The 14,024-nt window shown below is 69.6% G+C and carries 15 protein-coding genes; 9 read left to right on the forward strand and 6 right to left on the reverse strand.

What is annotated here, in order from left to right:
* Nucleotides 1–55 precede the first annotated feature (55 nt).
* Together gcvT and N415_RS17005 are read left to right on the forward strand one after the other, a co-directional pair.
* Nucleotides 56–1,159: a glycine cleavage system aminomethyltransferase GcvT gene (gene gcvT / locus N415_RS17000; RefSeq protein ID WP_068184246.1), complete on the forward strand. Its 1,104-nt coding sequence runs from the start codon at nucleotides 56–58 to the stop codon at nucleotides 1,157–1,159.
* A 51-nt stretch (nucleotides 1,160–1,210) separates the two neighbouring features.
* A complete protein-coding gene (locus N415_RS17005; RefSeq protein WP_068184251.1) occupies nucleotides 1,211–2,317 on the forward strand; it encodes a branched-chain amino acid aminotransferase in 1,107 nt (368 codons plus the stop codon).
* A 71-nt stretch (nucleotides 2,318–2,388) separates the two neighbouring features.
* Here the strand turns inward: N415_RS17005 and N415_RS17010 are convergent, their stop codons facing one another.
* The 4 genes from N415_RS17010 to N415_RS17025 are packed head-to-tail and all read right to left on the reverse strand — an operon-like array spanning nucleotide 2,389 to nucleotide 5,413.
* A complete protein-coding gene (locus N415_RS17010) occupies nucleotides 2,389–3,129 on the reverse strand; it encodes an adenosylcobinamide-GDP ribazoletransferase (protein WP_068184253.1) in 741 nt (246 codons plus the stop codon).
* Nucleotides 3,126–4,184 carry a nicotinate-nucleotide--dimethylbenzimidazole phosphoribosyltransferase gene (gene cobT, locus N415_RS17015; protein ID WP_161630321.1) on the reverse strand — a complete coding sequence of 353 codons (1,059 nt, stop codon included), beginning with the start codon at nucleotides 4,182–4,184 and terminating at the stop codon, nucleotides 3,126–3,128. The genes N415_RS17010 and cobT overlap by 4 nt, the downstream gene beginning before the upstream one ends.
* Nucleotides 4,181–4,717, reverse strand: coding sequence for a bifunctional adenosylcobinamide kinase/adenosylcobinamide-phosphate guanylyltransferase (locus tag N415_RS17020; RefSeq protein WP_068184259.1), 537 nt, complete (start codon nucleotides 4,715–4,717; stop codon nucleotides 4,181–4,183). Before N415_RS17020 ends, cobT begins: the two co-directional genes overlap by 4 nt.
* A gap of 27 nt (nucleotides 4,718–4,744) precedes the next feature.
* A complete protein-coding gene (locus N415_RS17025) occupies nucleotides 4,745–5,413 on the reverse strand; it encodes a DUF3043 domain-containing protein (protein WP_068184262.1) in 669 nt (222 codons plus the stop codon).
* Nucleotides 5,414–5,605: 192 nt separating this feature from the next.
* Here N415_RS17025 and N415_RS17030 point away from each other — a divergent pair, with 192 nt between their 5' ends.
* Both N415_RS17030 and N415_RS17035 read left to right on the forward strand, forming a co-directional pair.
* Entirely contained in the window at nucleotides 5,606–6,682 is a 1,077-nt protein-coding gene (locus N415_RS17030) for a glycerate kinase (RefSeq protein ID WP_068184288.1), read from the forward strand.
* 82 nt (nucleotides 6,683–6,764) lie between these two features.
* Nucleotides 6,765–7,121 (forward strand): iron-sulfur cluster assembly accessory protein, encoded by a 357-nt coding sequence (locus N415_RS17035; protein ID WP_068106822.1) that lies wholly within the window; start codon nucleotides 6,765–6,767, stop codon nucleotides 7,119–7,121.
* Nucleotides 7,122–7,134: 13 nt separating this feature from the next.
* Here the strand turns inward: N415_RS17035 and N415_RS17040 are convergent, their stop codons facing one another.
* Nucleotides 7,135–7,758, reverse strand: coding sequence for a hypothetical protein (locus tag N415_RS17040; RefSeq protein ID WP_068184265.1), 624 nt, complete (start codon nucleotides 7,756–7,758; stop codon nucleotides 7,135–7,137).
* A gap of 182 nt (nucleotides 7,759–7,940) precedes the next feature.
* Between N415_RS17040 and N415_RS17045 the strand changes: the two genes are divergently transcribed.
* Nucleotides 7,941–8,915 carry a carbohydrate kinase family protein gene (locus tag N415_RS17045; RefSeq protein WP_068184271.1) on the forward strand — a complete coding sequence of 325 codons (975 nt, stop codon included), beginning with the start codon at nucleotides 7,941–7,943 and terminating at the stop codon, nucleotides 8,913–8,915.
* A gap of 100 nt (nucleotides 8,916–9,015) precedes the next feature.
* On the opposite strand, the gene asnB is transcribed toward N415_RS17045, so the two are convergent.
* Nucleotides 9,016–10,986, reverse strand: a complete 1,971-nt coding sequence (gene asnB / locus N415_RS17050) for an asparagine synthase (glutamine-hydrolyzing) (protein WP_068184275.1) — start codon at nucleotides 10,984–10,986, stop codon at nucleotides 9,016–9,018.
* 129 nt (nucleotides 10,987–11,115) lie between these two features.
* Here asnB and N415_RS17055 point away from each other — a divergent pair, with 129 nt between their 5' ends.
* From N415_RS17055 to N415_RS17070, 4 genes are all read left to right on the forward strand, one after another.
* Nucleotides 11,116–12,189, forward strand: a complete 1,074-nt coding sequence (locus N415_RS17055) for a cytochrome c oxidase subunit II (protein ID WP_068184279.1) — start codon at nucleotides 11,116–11,118, stop codon at nucleotides 12,187–12,189.
* An 8-nt stretch (nucleotides 12,190–12,197) separates the two neighbouring features.
* Complete coding sequence (locus N415_RS17060) at nucleotides 12,198–12,617, forward strand: cytochrome c oxidase subunit 4 (protein WP_068106830.1); 420 nt, start codon at nucleotides 12,198–12,200, stop codon at nucleotides 12,615–12,617.
* A 182-nt stretch (nucleotides 12,618–12,799) separates the two neighbouring features.
* The gene (locus N415_RS17065) at nucleotides 12,800–13,759 is read left to right on the forward strand and encodes an MmpS family transport accessory protein (protein ID WP_068184282.1); all 960 of its coding nucleotides are present in this window, start codon (nucleotides 12,800–12,802) and stop codon (nucleotides 13,757–13,759) included.
* Nucleotides 13,759–14,024 (forward strand): DUF2561 family protein (locus tag N415_RS17070; protein ID WP_152531440.1); only part of this gene is annotated, 266 nt, incomplete at its 3' end. The genes N415_RS17065 and N415_RS17070, both read left to right, overlap by 1 nt.

Genomic DNA, 14,024 nt, shown 5'->3' on the forward strand with positions numbered 1-14,024 from the left:
GACGCCGTGAGCCGCCGGCGACGATGCAGAGCGAAGCGATGAGGAGGAGTGGCGCATGACCGATGCGCCGGAATTGCAAAAGGGACCGCTTCACGAGCGCCATCGCGAACTGGGTGCAAGCTTCGCGGAGTTCGGCGGCTGGCTGATGCCGGTGTCCTATGCCGGCACCGTCAGCGAACACAACGCCACCCGCAACGCGGTCGGCCTGTTCGACGTCAGCCACCTGGGCAAGGCGTTGGTCCGCGGTCCGGGTGCCGCCGCGTTCGTCAACTCCGCGCTCACCAACGATCTGGGCCGCATCGGGCCGGGCAAAGCGCAATACACCTTGTGCTGCACCGAATCCGGTGGCGTGATCGACGACCTGATCGCGTACTACGTCGACGACGACGAAATCTTTCTGGTGCCCAACGCCGCGAACACCGCCGCGGTGGTCGACGCGCTGCGCGCCGCCGCCCCGGAGGGCCTGACCATCACCAACGAGCATCGCTCCTACGCGGTGCTGGCCGTGCAGGGCCCGCGATCGGCGGACGTCCTCGGCGAGCTGGGCCTGCCGACCGACATGGATTACATGGGCTACGCCGACGCCTCGTACTCGGGGGTGCCGGTGCGCGTCTGCCGCACCGGATACACCGGGGAGCACGGCTACGAGCTGCTGCCGCCGTGGGACTCCGCCGGCGTGGTGTTCGACGGGCTGATCGCGGCGGTGTGCGCCGCCGGGGGAGAGCCCGCCGGCCTGGGCGCCCGCGACACGCTGCGCACCGAGATGGGCTATCCGCTGCACGGGCACGAACTTTCGCTCGACATCTCGCCGCTGCAGGCCCGGTGCGGCTGGGCGATCGGCTGGAAGAAGGATGCGTTCTTCGGCCGTGCGGCGCTGCTGGCCGAAAAAGAAGCGGGACCGCGGCGGCTGCTGCGCGGGCTGCGGATGGTCGGGCGTGGCGTGCTGCGTCCCGGGCTCACCGTCCTGGCGGGGGAGCGGCCGGTCGGGGTCACGACGTCCGGGACGTTTTCTCCGACACTGCAAGTCGGCATCGCGCTGGCGTTGATCGACACCGACGCCGGGATCGACGACGGTCAGCAGGTCACCGTCGACATCCGCGGCCGCGCCGCCGAATGCGAGGTCGTGCGGCCGCCGTTCGTCGCCGTGAAAACGCGTTAGCGCACGTTCGATGGCAAAAACCCGGTGGCGCGCGGATATAGAATCGGCCCCATGACCAGCGACTCGCCCGAGTTCACGGTTCTACGCGCGTCCAATCCGGCGACCGACGCCGAACGTGAAGCAATCCTGGCCGACCCGGGTTTCGGCAAGTACTTCACCGACCACATGGTGTCGATCGACTACGCCGAGGACCGCGGCTGGCACAACCCGCGCGTAATCCCGTACGGCCCGATCGAACTGGACCCGTCGGCGATCGTGCTGCACTACGCGCAGGAAGTCTTCGAGGGCCTCAAGGCCTACCGCTGGGCCGACGGCTCGATCGTGTCGTTTCGCGCCGAGGCCAACGCCGCCAGGCTGCGGTCGTCCGCCCGGCGGCTGGCCATTCCGGAGCTGCCCGTAAACCTGTTCATCGAATCCCTTTGCCAGCTCGTCGCCGTCGACAAGGCCTGGGTGCCGCGGGCCGGCGGCGAAGAGGCGCTGTACCTGCGGCCGTTCATCTTCGCCACCGAGCCGGGGCTGGGCGTGCGGCCGTCCAAGCTGTACCGCTACCTGCTGATCGCGTCGCCGGCCGGCGCCTACTTCAAGGGCGGCATCAGCCCCGTGACCGTGTGGCTGTCGACGGAATACGTGCGGGCCAGCCCGGGCGGCACCGGTGCCGCAAAGTTCGGCGGCAACTACGCCGCCTCGCTGCTGGCTCAGGCCGAGGCCGCCGAAAACGGTTGCGACCAGGTGGTGTGGCTGGACGGCGTCGAACGCCGCTTCATCGAAGAGATGGGCGGGATGAACCTCTTCTTCGTGTTCGGCAGCGGCGGATCGGCACGGCTGGTCACCCCGGAGCTGTCCGGGTCACTGTTGCCCGGCATCACGCGGGATTCATTGCTGCAGTTGGCAATTGACGCCGGGTTTGCCGTCGAGGAACGCAAGATCGACATCGACGAGTGGCAGAAGAAGGCCGCCGCCGGCGAGATCACCGAGGTGTTCGCGTGCGGCACCGCCGCCGTCATCACCCCGGTGTCGCGGGTGAAGTACGGCGACAGCGAGTTCACCATCGCCGACGGCCAACCCGGTGAGGTGACGATGGCGCTGCGCGACACGCTGACCGGGATCCAGCGCGGCACCTTCGCCGACACCCACGGCTGGATGGCCCGGCTCGCCTAGCCCTCTCACCCGAACGCCCGGCTGGCCGGGCAGTCGGGCGCGAGAGCCCGGCTGGCCGGGCGCCCGGCGCCTCAGAAGCGCGCCAAACCCGCCAGCGCCACGGCGCTCACCGTGGTGGTGAGCTCGATCGCGGCGCCCAGCACGTCGCCGGTGATCCCGCCGAACCGGCGCACGCAGTGCGCCACCAGCGCCGCCCCGCAGGCCAGCGCCAGCAGCACCGCCACCGGACCCTGCCACGGCCGCGAACCCGCCAGCACCGAGACCGCCAGCAGCGCCGCGACCCAGGCCGCCACCACCGGCGCCGGCTGGCTGCCCGCCACCCGGGCGCCGAGCGCGCTGCCCTCGGCCGCCGGCACCGACCGGCGGCAGGCCAGCACTGCCGCGACGCGGCCGGAAAACACCGCCAGCACAATGGCCGACGGCTTCAGCGTCGAGAAGGCCAACCCCTGCAACAGGATCACCAGCACGACGGCCGCCACCCCGAACGGACCCGTCGACCCGTCGCGCATCACCGCCAGCGCGCGCTGCGGTGGGCCGTAACAACCCAGCCCGTCGGCCGTGTCGGCGACGCCGTCGATTTGCAGTCCCCGGGTCGCCAGCAGCAGCGCCGCCACGGCCAGCAGTCCGGCCAACGGGCTGGACGGGCCGAAAACCGCGGCGCCGCACCACGTGACGCCAGCGGCCAACGCCCCCAGCGCGGCGCCGACCACTGGTAGCGCGGTCATGGCGCCGCGGCCCATCGGCGCGTTGCGCGAACCGGGGACGGGCAGCACCGTGCCGAACGCGAAAGCCGTTGCCAGGGAACGCATCACTGAGCCAGTGGGCCCGACGGGCCGGCCACCCCGGCCTGCGCGAACGTCGCCATCGACGACAGCGCGGCCACCGCCGCGCGCAGCACCGGCAGGGCCACCGCGGCGCCGGTTCCCTCGCCCAGCCGCATCCGCAGGTCCAGGATCGGCTCCAATTCCAGCGCGGTCAGCGCCAACTGGTGGCCCGGCTCGGTGGACCGATGACCGGCCTGCCACCAGTGCCGGGCCCCGGGCGCCAGACGCTCGGCGACCAGCGCGGCCGCGGTCACGGCCATGCCGTCGAGCAGCAGCGGGGTGCGCCGTACGGCGGCCTGCGCGCAAAACCCGGCCATCGCGGCCAAATCCGCGCCGCCGCAGCAGCGCAGCAGCCCGACCGGGTCGGGCAGCACGCGACGCGCCCGGAACAGGGCGTCGCGCACCGCGGCGGTCTTGCGCGCCCATCCCGCGTCGTCGATCCCGGTCCCGAAGCCGACCGCGACCACCGGCTCGGCGTTCGTCAGCGCAGCCACCAAAACCGCCGCCGCTGTGGTGTTTCCGATCCCCATGTCGCCGGCGACGAGCAGGTCGGCGCCGGCGTCGACCTCCTCGTCGGCGATGGCCCGGCCCGCGTCGATCGCGGCAAGGGTCTCGGTGTCGGACAGCGCGTCCTGCGTGGTGATGTCGCCGCTGCCACGGCGCACCTTGTGCGCGCCGATGCGATCCGAGGCCGCCTCGGCGTCGACCGCCAGGTCCGCCAGCCGAACCGTCGCGCCGGCGATTCCGGCCAGCGCGTTGATCGCCGCGCCGCCGGCGTCGATGTTGGCCACCATCTGGGCGGTCACCTCAGGCGGGTACGCCGACACCCCCGAGTGCGCGACGCCGTGATCACCCGCGAAGACGATCACGCGGGCGCGCTCGAATTGCCTTGGCGGACAATTCCCCTGGCACGAGGCGACCCAGACCGACAGGTCCTCGAGGCGGCCCAGCGCGCCGCGCGGCTTGGTCAGCGTGTCCTGCCGGGCGCGGGCCGCGGCGGCGGCGTCGGCGTCGGGCGGCGATACCGGGGCGAATTCCATCAGGTTCCCGACGGCTTGATCTGCACCGCCTGCCCGGCCACCACCAGCACCACGCGGTCGCACAGCTCGGCGATGCGCTGGTTCAGGCTGCCCAATTCGTCGGCGAACCGGCGCCCGGCCGCGGTCGCCGGCACCACCGTCAGCCCGACCTCCGGGCTGACTAGCACCAGCGTCGAGCCGAATTCGCCCGCCGCGGAAATCAGTTCGTCGACGGGACCGGCCACCGACCCGCCATCCCACGCATTGTTGCGGTCCAGCGTTCCGGTGAGCCAGCCGCCGAGGTCGTCGACGAGCGTCGGGCTGCCGGGCGACTGGCGCAATTGCCCTGTGACGTCGTCGGTTTCGACCGTCGACCAATGCGCGGGCCGGCGGTCACGGTGGCGGGCGACGCGGTCCGCCCAGTCGGCGTCGGCCTGGCCCGTCACGCGCGGGGCCAGGTAACGGACTGGCTGCCCGGGCGGTAGCGACGTGGCGATGGCCTCCTCGGCCCAGCGGGACTTGCCCGACCTGATCCCGCCGAGCACCAGGGTGCGCACCGCGGTCAGGCGGCTTTCGGGCGCCGGTCAGCCGACACTGCTGCCGCGCTCGACTTGGGGCCGGGGCGTGCGCATGCGGCGCAGCTGCGAAGCCCGGCCGGCGGCGTAAATGCCCAGCTTCCAACGGCTTTCGGTGTTGTCCGGGAACTTCGCGTCGACCAGCCTGCTGACCTTGCGGCCCAGCAGCACCCCGTCGACGCCCATCACGACCATCAGCACCAGCATCGCCGGGGACGCGTATAGCTGCACCTGCGGGACACCGAACGAGGCGAACAGCAAGACCAGCGTCGCCGGCATGAACAGGCCGAGCGCGTTGCGCCGGGAGTCCACCACGTCGCGCACGTAGCGCTTGATGGGTCCCTGATCGCGGGGCAACAGGTAGGCCTCTTCGCCGGCCATCATGCGCTCGCGGCGATCCGTCATCCGCGCGCGGCTGGCCGTTCTCTCGGCTCGGCGCTCCTCGCGGCTGAGTTTGGGGCCGGCCAGCGTCTTGCGGCGAGCCCGCGCCTCGGATGCGGTCATGGGCGCCGGTGCGACCGGGCCCTTCCTCGCGTTGCGCCGCGCCTCGCTGCGCTTAGGCGTGGGCCGGCCCTTGGGGCCGGTCCGGCGCGGCACGGCGTCCCCGGAGGGGTCCGCCTCGACGACGGCGACTTCGAGGTCGCCATTCTGGCCCTTTTTTCGGCCCATTAGCTTCACAATGGCCAGGTTACTTCGCGGGGGGGCTCGCCCGTAACGCACCTGGAATGCGTTGTTATTGGTCATGCGCCAGCGCAACGCGCGACGCTTAGGCTTGACTGTGATGAATGGCTACCTGTGATGGACGACGGTACGATGGCCTCGGATGACGCTGCCGCTGGCCTCGCACCGGGCCGTCTGCGCCTGCCCGCCATGCAGGTCTTGGTCGCACCGGATTGCTACGGGGACAGCCTGTCCGCGGTGGAGGCCGCCGCCGCGATCGCAACCGGCTGGACCCGATCGCGTCCGGGCGATCGATTCACCGTCGCGCCCATGTCCGACGGCGGCCCCGGCTTCGTCGAGGTGCTCGGCCGGCGGCTGGGGCAGACGCGGCGCGTCCGGGTGTCCGGGCCGCTGGACACCACGGTGGAAGCGGCCTGGGTGTTCGACCGCATTTCGCGGACCGCGTACCTCGAGTGCGCGCAGGCCTGCGGCCTGGCCCTGCTCGGCGGTCCGCCCACCCCGGAAACCGCGGTGGCGGCCGATAGCAGCGGCGTCGGGCAGCTCCTCGACGAGGCCCTGCGGGCCGGGGCGACGCGGATCGTGGTCGGGTTGGGCGGCAGCGCGTGCACCGACGGCGGCAAGGGGATGATTACCCAGCTCGGCGGCCTGGCCGAGGCCCGCCAGCGGATGACCAACGTGGACCTGATCGCCGCATCGGACACCGAATACCCCATGGTGGGCCCGTGGGGGGCGGCCCGGGTGTTCGGGCCGCAGAAGGGCGCGGACACGGCCGCCGTCGCCGCGCTGGAAGTCCGCCTCGAGGAGTGGGCACTGCAACTGGAGGTGGCGGCCGGGCGGGACGTGAGCTCGGAGCCGGGCGCGGGCGCCGCCGGCGGCATCGGGGCCGGGCTGATGGCGCTCGGGGGCCGTTGCGAGCTGGGTGCGGCGATCATCGCCGAGCACACCAACCTGGCCGACGACCTCGAGGCCGCGGACATGATCGTCACCGGTGAGGGCCGGTTCGACGAGCAGTCCCTGTTCGGAAAGGTGGTCGGCTACCTCGCCGAATCGGCCCGCCCGCTGGGCATACCCGTGATCGTGCTGGCCGGCCAGGTCGACCTGGAGAATTCCGCGGTGCGCTCGTCGGGCATCATGTCGGCGCTGTCCATCGCCGATTACGCCGGTTCGGTGCGATTGGCGCAGGCCGACGCCGCCAATCAGCTGATGGGTTTGGCCTCCGAGGTCGCGGCGCGACTCGGGAATAGCGGTCCCGCAAGGTACCGTTGATGCAGTGGGCTTTTTCCGGAGCGCATCGCCCGGACTTCGAGCCAACCAGGACCATTAGGAAAAGTGCCAACTAGGAGATGCAATGACGGTGCAAAACGAGTCGACCGCCAAGACCCACGGCGTGATCCTGACCGATGCCGCCGCTGCCAAGGCGAAGTCCCTGCTGGACCAGGAGGGCCGTGACGACCTGGCGCTGCGCATCGCGGTCCAGCCGGGCGGGTGCGCGGGGCTGCGCTACAACCTGTTCTTCGACGACCGGTCGCTGGACGGCGACCTGACCGCGGACTTCGGCGGCGTGACGCTGACGGTTGACCGGATGAGCGCGCCCTACGTCGAAGGCGCGTCCATCGACTTCGTCGACACCATCGAAAAGCAGGGCTTCACCATCGACAACCCCAACGCCACCGGTTCGTGCGCGTGCGGGGACTCCTTCAACTGACCTGTTCGGCGGCTCAATAGGAGCCGCCGGTGCGCAGCACATACGAGCAGACCTCGATCTGCCCCCGCTGAAATAGCAGCTGGGCGACCCCTTGCACGTCGCCGCGCGCCGGGCCGCCGGTCGCGGGCGTTACCCGCATCGTGAACAGCGCCTGCGCCTGATACTGCGACAGGTACACGATCTTGTCGATCGACGTCAGCTCCACCTCGGTGAACTGCTTGCGGAAGGCGTCGCTGCTCATCTTGGCCAGGGCCTGATCCGACCGCTTGTCCCGCACGCCGTCGTACATGCCGCACAGCGCGTTGCGGACGATGACGTCGATGTCGCGGTGCTCGAGCGCGTCCAGGTACTGCTGGATGGCCGCTTTGGCCGCGCCGTCGGACAACGCCGCGCCGGTATTGGCACCGTTGGTGCGGACCCCGTAGGTGATCGCCAGCGTCAGCGCGGCCGCCAGCGCGACGGCCAGCAGCAGGCCAATGACCAAGCGCCGCTTGGATCGTCGCTGCGGAGAGGGGACCGGCTGCCCGGCATAATTCGCCGGCGCGGCAGTGGGCTGATTGGGGAAGTCAAGCGGCTGGGACTCGGGCGTTGGTCCGCCGGTGCCGACAGTCTGGTCCGGCCAGTGCGGACCTGCCATGTGGTTCTCCTACGCTGGTGGACGGGACCAGGAGCGGGTTGCGGCCAGGCGGGTCCCGGCGGCTGACTGAGTTGCTTGAGTTGTTTCTAGGCAGGCTAGCGCACGACTTTGCGCGGACCGTGACGCGACGACGCTCGATGTGCCTGAGTAAGCTAGATAACCTTACTAACGAAGGAGATTTCGTGACGATCGCAGTAACGGGTTCGATTGCGACCGACCACCTGATGCGGTTTCCCAGCCGCTTTTCCGAGCAGCTGCTGCCCGAGCACCTGCAGAAGGTGTCGCTGAGCTTCCTGGTCGACGACCTGGTCATCCATCGCGGTGGCGTGGCGGGCAACATCGCCTTCGCCATCGGTGTGCTGGGCGGCGACGTCGCGCTGGTCGGCGCGGCGGGCGACGACTTCGCCGACTACCGCGACTGGCTGGTGTCCCACAACGTCAACTGCGACAACGTCCTGATCTCCGAGACCGCGCACACCGCGCGCTTCACCTGCACCACCGACGTCGACATGGCCCAGATCGCGTCGTTCTACCCCGGCGCCATGTCGGAGGCCCGCAACATCAAGCTGGCCGACGTGGTGTCGTCCATCGGCACGCCGGAGCTGGTCATCATCGGGGCCAACGACCCCGAGGCCATGCAGGTGCACACCGAGGAGTGCCGCAAGCTCGGGTTGCCCTTCGCCGCCGACCCGTCCCAGCAGCTGGCCCGGCTCTCCGGTGACGAGATCCGCACGCTCACCGACGGCGCCAAGTACCTGTTCACCAACGACTACGAGTGGGACCTGATGCTGTCCAAGACCGGCTGGACCGAGGCCGACGTGATGTCCCAGGTCGAGCTGCGGGTGACCACGCTGGGCCCCAAGGGCGTGGACCTGGTCGAGCCGGACGGCACCACCACCCACGTCGACGTGGTGCCCGAGACCAGCCAGGTCGACCCCACCGGCGTCGGCGACGCGTTCCGCGCCGGCTTCCTCACCGGGCGCAGCGCGGGCCTCAGCCTGGAGCGCTCGGCGCAGCTGGGCTCGCTGGTGGCCGTGCTGGTGCTGGAGTCCACCGGAACGCAGGAGTGGGCCTGGGACCACGAGGTCGCCAAGAGCAGGCTGGCCGGCGCGTACGGCGAGGAGGCGGCCGCCGAGATCGCCGCGGTGCTCGCCTAGGCCCCGCTTGAGTGTGAACTCACGGCTTTGGGTGTGAAGCCAGGGTGGGTTTCAGCCGAAAATCCCGCCGAGGGTTCACACGCGAAGCCGTCGTTTCACACTAAAGCTGGACGGGGTAGACCGGCTCGGCGATCTGTGGCACCACGCTGTGCTCGACGAAGATCGCGTGCCAGAGCATGAAGATCAACACCGTCCACAGCCGGCGGCTGTGATCGCTTGTGCCGCTTCGGTGTTCGTCGAGCATCCGGCGGACCGCGGCCAGGTCGACCAGGCGATCGGCCTGTGAGGAGTCCACCAGCGCGTACGCCCACTCCAGCAGTTCGCCGGCGCGCAGCCAATGCCGGATCGGCACCGGGAAGCCCAGCTTGGGCCGGTGCAGCACATGCGCGGGAACGATCGGCTCCAGCGCGCGCCGCAACGCGTACTTGGTGGTGGTCCGGGTGATCTTGGCCTCGACGGGCAGCCGGGAAGCGACGGCGAACACCTCGGGATCCAAGAACGGCACCCGAAGCTCCAGCGAGTTGGCCATCGTCATCTTGTCGGCCTTGACCAGGATGTCGCCGCGCAACCAGGTGAACAGGTCGACGTGCTGCATGCGGGCCACCGGGTCCCAGCCGGCCGATTCGGTGTACACCGACGCGGTCACATCGGTGTGGGTCCACTCGTCGCGGAACCCCGGCAGCACGTCGCGCAACTGCGCGTCGGAGAAGCTACGGGCGTTGCCGTAGTAGCGCTCCTCGAGGGTCAGCGAGCCGCGATGCAACAGGCTCTTGCCACGCATGCCCTCCGGCAGCGGCTTGGACACCTTGCCCATCGACCGGCGCAACGGGCGCGGCAGATAGTCGAAAGGCTTCAGCGACAACGGCTCCCGATAGATGGTGTAGCCGCCGAACAGCTCGTCGGCGCCCTCACCGGACAGCACCACCTTCACGTGCTTGCGGGCCTCGCGGGCAACGAAGAACAGCGGGACCAGCGCCGGGTCTGCGACGGGTTCGTCGAGGTACCAGACGATCTCGGGCAGGGCGGCGACGAACTCGTCGGGGCTGACCACCTTGGCGATGTGGCGCGCTCCGATGGCCTCCGCCGAGGCCACCGCGACGTCGATCTCGGAGAAGCCCTCGCGCTCGAAGCCGGTGGTGAACGTGATCAGCCTGGGGTTGTGCCGGATCGCCAGCGCGGCGATGGCGGTGGAGTCGATGCCGCCCGACAGGAACGCTCCGACGGTGACGTCGGCGCGCATGTGCTTGGCCACCGAGTCCTCCAGCACCGCGGTGATCTCGTCGTAGCGGGCCTGTTCGGTGTCGGCGGTGATGGGCGTCGCGGCGAATCGCGGCACGAAGTAGCGGGTGACCTCGGGCTGCTGCCCGGGCCGGATGCGCGCGTAGCAGCCCGACTCCAGCCGCCGCACCCCGCTGTGCAGCGTCTCGGGCTCCGGCACGTACTGCAGGACCGTGTAGTGCTGCACCGCGCGCTCGTCGATGCCGGTGTCGAACCCGACCAACTCGGCCAGGTCCATCAGGCATTTCTTCTCGCTGGCCAGCGCGGTGCCGCCGGTGCCGGTGGCCATGAACAGCGGCTTGATGCCGAAAGGGTCTCGGGCGCAAAACAATTCGCGGGTCACGGTGTCCCACAGCGCGAACGCGAACATGCCGCGCAGCCGGTGTAGCACGTCGGTGCCCCAATGGTGGTATCCCGCGACGATCGCCTCGCCGTCACCGTCGGTGGCGAACGCGGCCCCGTGCTTGGCGGCCAGTTCGTCGCGCAGCTCGAGGTAGTTGTAGATCTCGCCGTTGAACACCAGCACGTAACGGTCGGGCGCCTCGGGCGGGCCCCAGCGCAGCGGCTGATGCGAATGGGCGATGTCGATGATGGAAAGCCGGTTGAAGCCGAACATCACCGAGCCGTCCGCGCCCGGGTCGGCCCACGTTCCCGGCTCGTCGGGCCCCCGATGGCGCATCAGGTGCGACGCGGCGGAAATGGCGCCGTCGGCGCGGGTGGCGGCCGCCGCGGCGTCGGCTCTGCCGCCGCCAGGACCGGCCGGGGCCGCAACGAACGCCAGCAGACCACACACGGCGCCCCAGTATGCCCCACTTGTGCGGCGATCGGGGCGCCGCACGCGTGACCGGCCGGGGTTTGCGCGACGGCGTCAGCGGCGTGGTCTACGCTGCGTAGTATTCGAATCCGAGCAGGAGGCGCCAACGTGACACCTCGCGAGCAGGTCCGTTCGCAACGTCTGTCGCAGCGCAGTTTCCAGCGTCGTTTCCGGCCGCTGGCGCTGGCCGCGACGCTTGGCGTGCTGGCGGTCACGCTGAGCGGATGCAGCTGGTCGCAGGTGCTCGGCATGGGCTGGCCGCAGGGGATCACCCCGGAGGCCCACCTCAACCGGGAACTGTGGATCGGGGCGGTGATCGCCTCGCTGGTCGTCGGCGTCATCGTGTGGGGGCTCATCTTCTGGTCGATGGCGTTTCACCGCAAGAAGGCGACCGAAACCGACCTGCCGCGGCAGTTCGGTTACAACATGCCGTTGGAGCTGGTGCTCACCGTCACACCGTTCCTCATCATCTCGGTGCTCTTCTACTTCACCGTGGTGGTGCAGGAGAAGATGCTGCACCTGGCCAAGGACCCCGAGGTCGTCATCGACGTCACCTCCTTCCAGTGGAACTGGAAGTTCGGTTATCAGCGGGTCAACTTCAAGGACGGCACGCTGACCTATGACGGGGCCGACCCGGTGCGCAAGAACGCGATGGTCTCCAAGCCGGAAGGCAAGGACGAGCACGGCGAGGAACGCGTTGGGGCGGTGCGCGGGCTCAACCCGCAGGACCGGACCTACCTGAATTTCGACAAGGTCGAGACCCTGGGAACCGCCACGGAGATCCCGGTGCTGGTGCTGCCGGCCGGCAAGCAGATCGAATTCCGGTTGGCCTCCGCGGACGTGGTGCACACGTTCTGGGTGCCGGAATTCCTGTTCAAGCGCGACGTGATGCCCAACCCCGAGGCAAACAACTCGGTCAACGTGTTCCAGGTCGACGAGATCCAGAAGACCGGGGCGTTCGTCGGTCACTGCGCCGAGTTTTGCGGCACGTATCACTCGATGATGAACTTCGAGGTGCGGGTCGTGCCGCCCAACGACTTCAAGGCCTATTTGCAGCAACGGATCGGCGGAAAGACCAACGCCGAGGCACTGCAGGCGATCGCCCAAGCCCCGCTGGCGGTGACCACCCATCCGTTCGATACCCGTCGCGGTGAAGCGACCCAAAACCAGCCCGTAGGTTAGGACGCTCAATGAAGATCGAAGCCAGGCTGTTCGAGTTCATCGCCGCATTCTTCGTTCTCTCGGCGGTGCTCTACGGGATCCTGACTGCGCTGTTCGCGACCGGCGGGGTGGAGTGGGCGGGGACCACCGCCCTGGCGCTAACCGGTGGCCTGGCCGTCATCACGGGAAGCTTTTTCTGGTTCATCTCGCGTCGGCTGGACACCCGGCCGGAGGATTACGAGGGCGCCGAGATCAGCGACGGTGCAGGAGAATTGGGCTTTTTCGCGCCGCACAGCTGGTGGCCCATCCTGGTGGCGCTGGCCGGATCCGTCGCGGCGGTGGGCATCGCGCTGTGGCTGCCCTGGTTGATCGTCGCCGGGGTGGTGTTCATCCTCGCGACGGCGGCCGGACTGGTCTTCGAGTACTACACGGGCCCCGAGAAGCACTGATTTGCGACTCAAAGGTCACAATCAGGGCATCACTTGATCCGGGCCCCTTTTCCACGACTTCTTTGCTCTATCCCGTTCGGTAGGGTTTGCCCAGGCACAATGAGAAACTCCCAAGCGCGCGCGCCCCGATGCAGCCGCGGGGCCTCGCGCGCTGGTGATGCAGTTGGACAGGGCAGGCAACTATGAGCGGGCCGACTCCTCCGGGATGGGAACCTGACGAACCCGATTCCGGCAGCGACCTCAGCCACCAATCGGATTCCGGCCTCGACGCGGGACAAGACGCGGTCGAACCCCACGACGAGCTGGGCCCCATCGACGACAGCGCCGACAGCGCCGAAATCGCGGCGGCGGACCAGACGGGCCAGACGGACGCCTACTCGCGGGCGTATTCGGCTCCCGAAGCCGAGCACTTCGTCACCGGCCCCTACCTGCCGGCCGACATGCGGCTGTACGACTACGACAGCTACGACGAGCCCGTCGACCCCGACGATGAACACCGCGCCCCGCGCTGGCCGTGGGTGGTCGGCATCGCCGCGATCGTGGCCGCGATCGCGCTCGTGGTCTCGGTGTCGCTGCTCGTCACGCGCACCGACACCAACAAGCTCGCCAACCCCGCCACCACCACCGTCCCGTCGACGCCGCCGATCCAGGACGAGATAACGACCACGAAGCCGCCACCGCCGCCTCCGCCGCCACCGCCGACCACCGAGGCCCCTCCTCCGCCCACCGAAACGCAGACCGTGACGGTGACGCCCACCCCGCCGCCACCGCCTCCTCCGCCGCCCCCACCGGCGACGAGCGCACCGCCGCCCCCGCCGGCGACCACGTCGTCCGCGGCGGCCCCGCCGCCGGCGACCACCACCCCGACCGGCCCGCGGCAGGTGACCTACTCGGTGACCGGCACCAAGGCGCCCGGCGACATCATTTCGGTGACCTACGTCGACGCGTCGGGCCGGTCGCGCACCCAGCACAACGTGTACATTCCCTGGTCGATGACCGTGACACCGATCTCGACGTCCGACGTCGGATCAGTCCAGGCGTCCAGCCTTTTCCGGGTCAGTCGGCTCAACTGCTCGATCACCACCAGCGACGGGACGGTGCTGTCGTCGAACAACAGCGACGCGCCGCAGACGAGTTGCTGATGGTCAGCAGGTATTCCGCCTATCGGCGGGGTTCGGACACCATTCCGCCGGATGTCATCGATCGCATACTGATGGGAGCGTGCGCCGCCGTCTGGTTGGTGCTGCTGGGCGTGAGCGTGGCCGCGGCCGTCGCACTGGTGGACCTGGGCCGGGGCTTTCACAAGGCGGCCAGGGGATCGCACACGTCGTGGGTGTTGTACGCCGTCATCATCGTTTCCGCGCTGATCATCGCGGGGGCGATCCCGGTGCTGGTGCGGGCCCGTCG

This window comes from Mycobacterium sp. UM_CSW (genome assembly GCF_000455205.1).
GTDB lineage: Bacteria > Actinomycetota > Actinomycetes > Mycobacteriales > Mycobacteriaceae > Mycobacterium.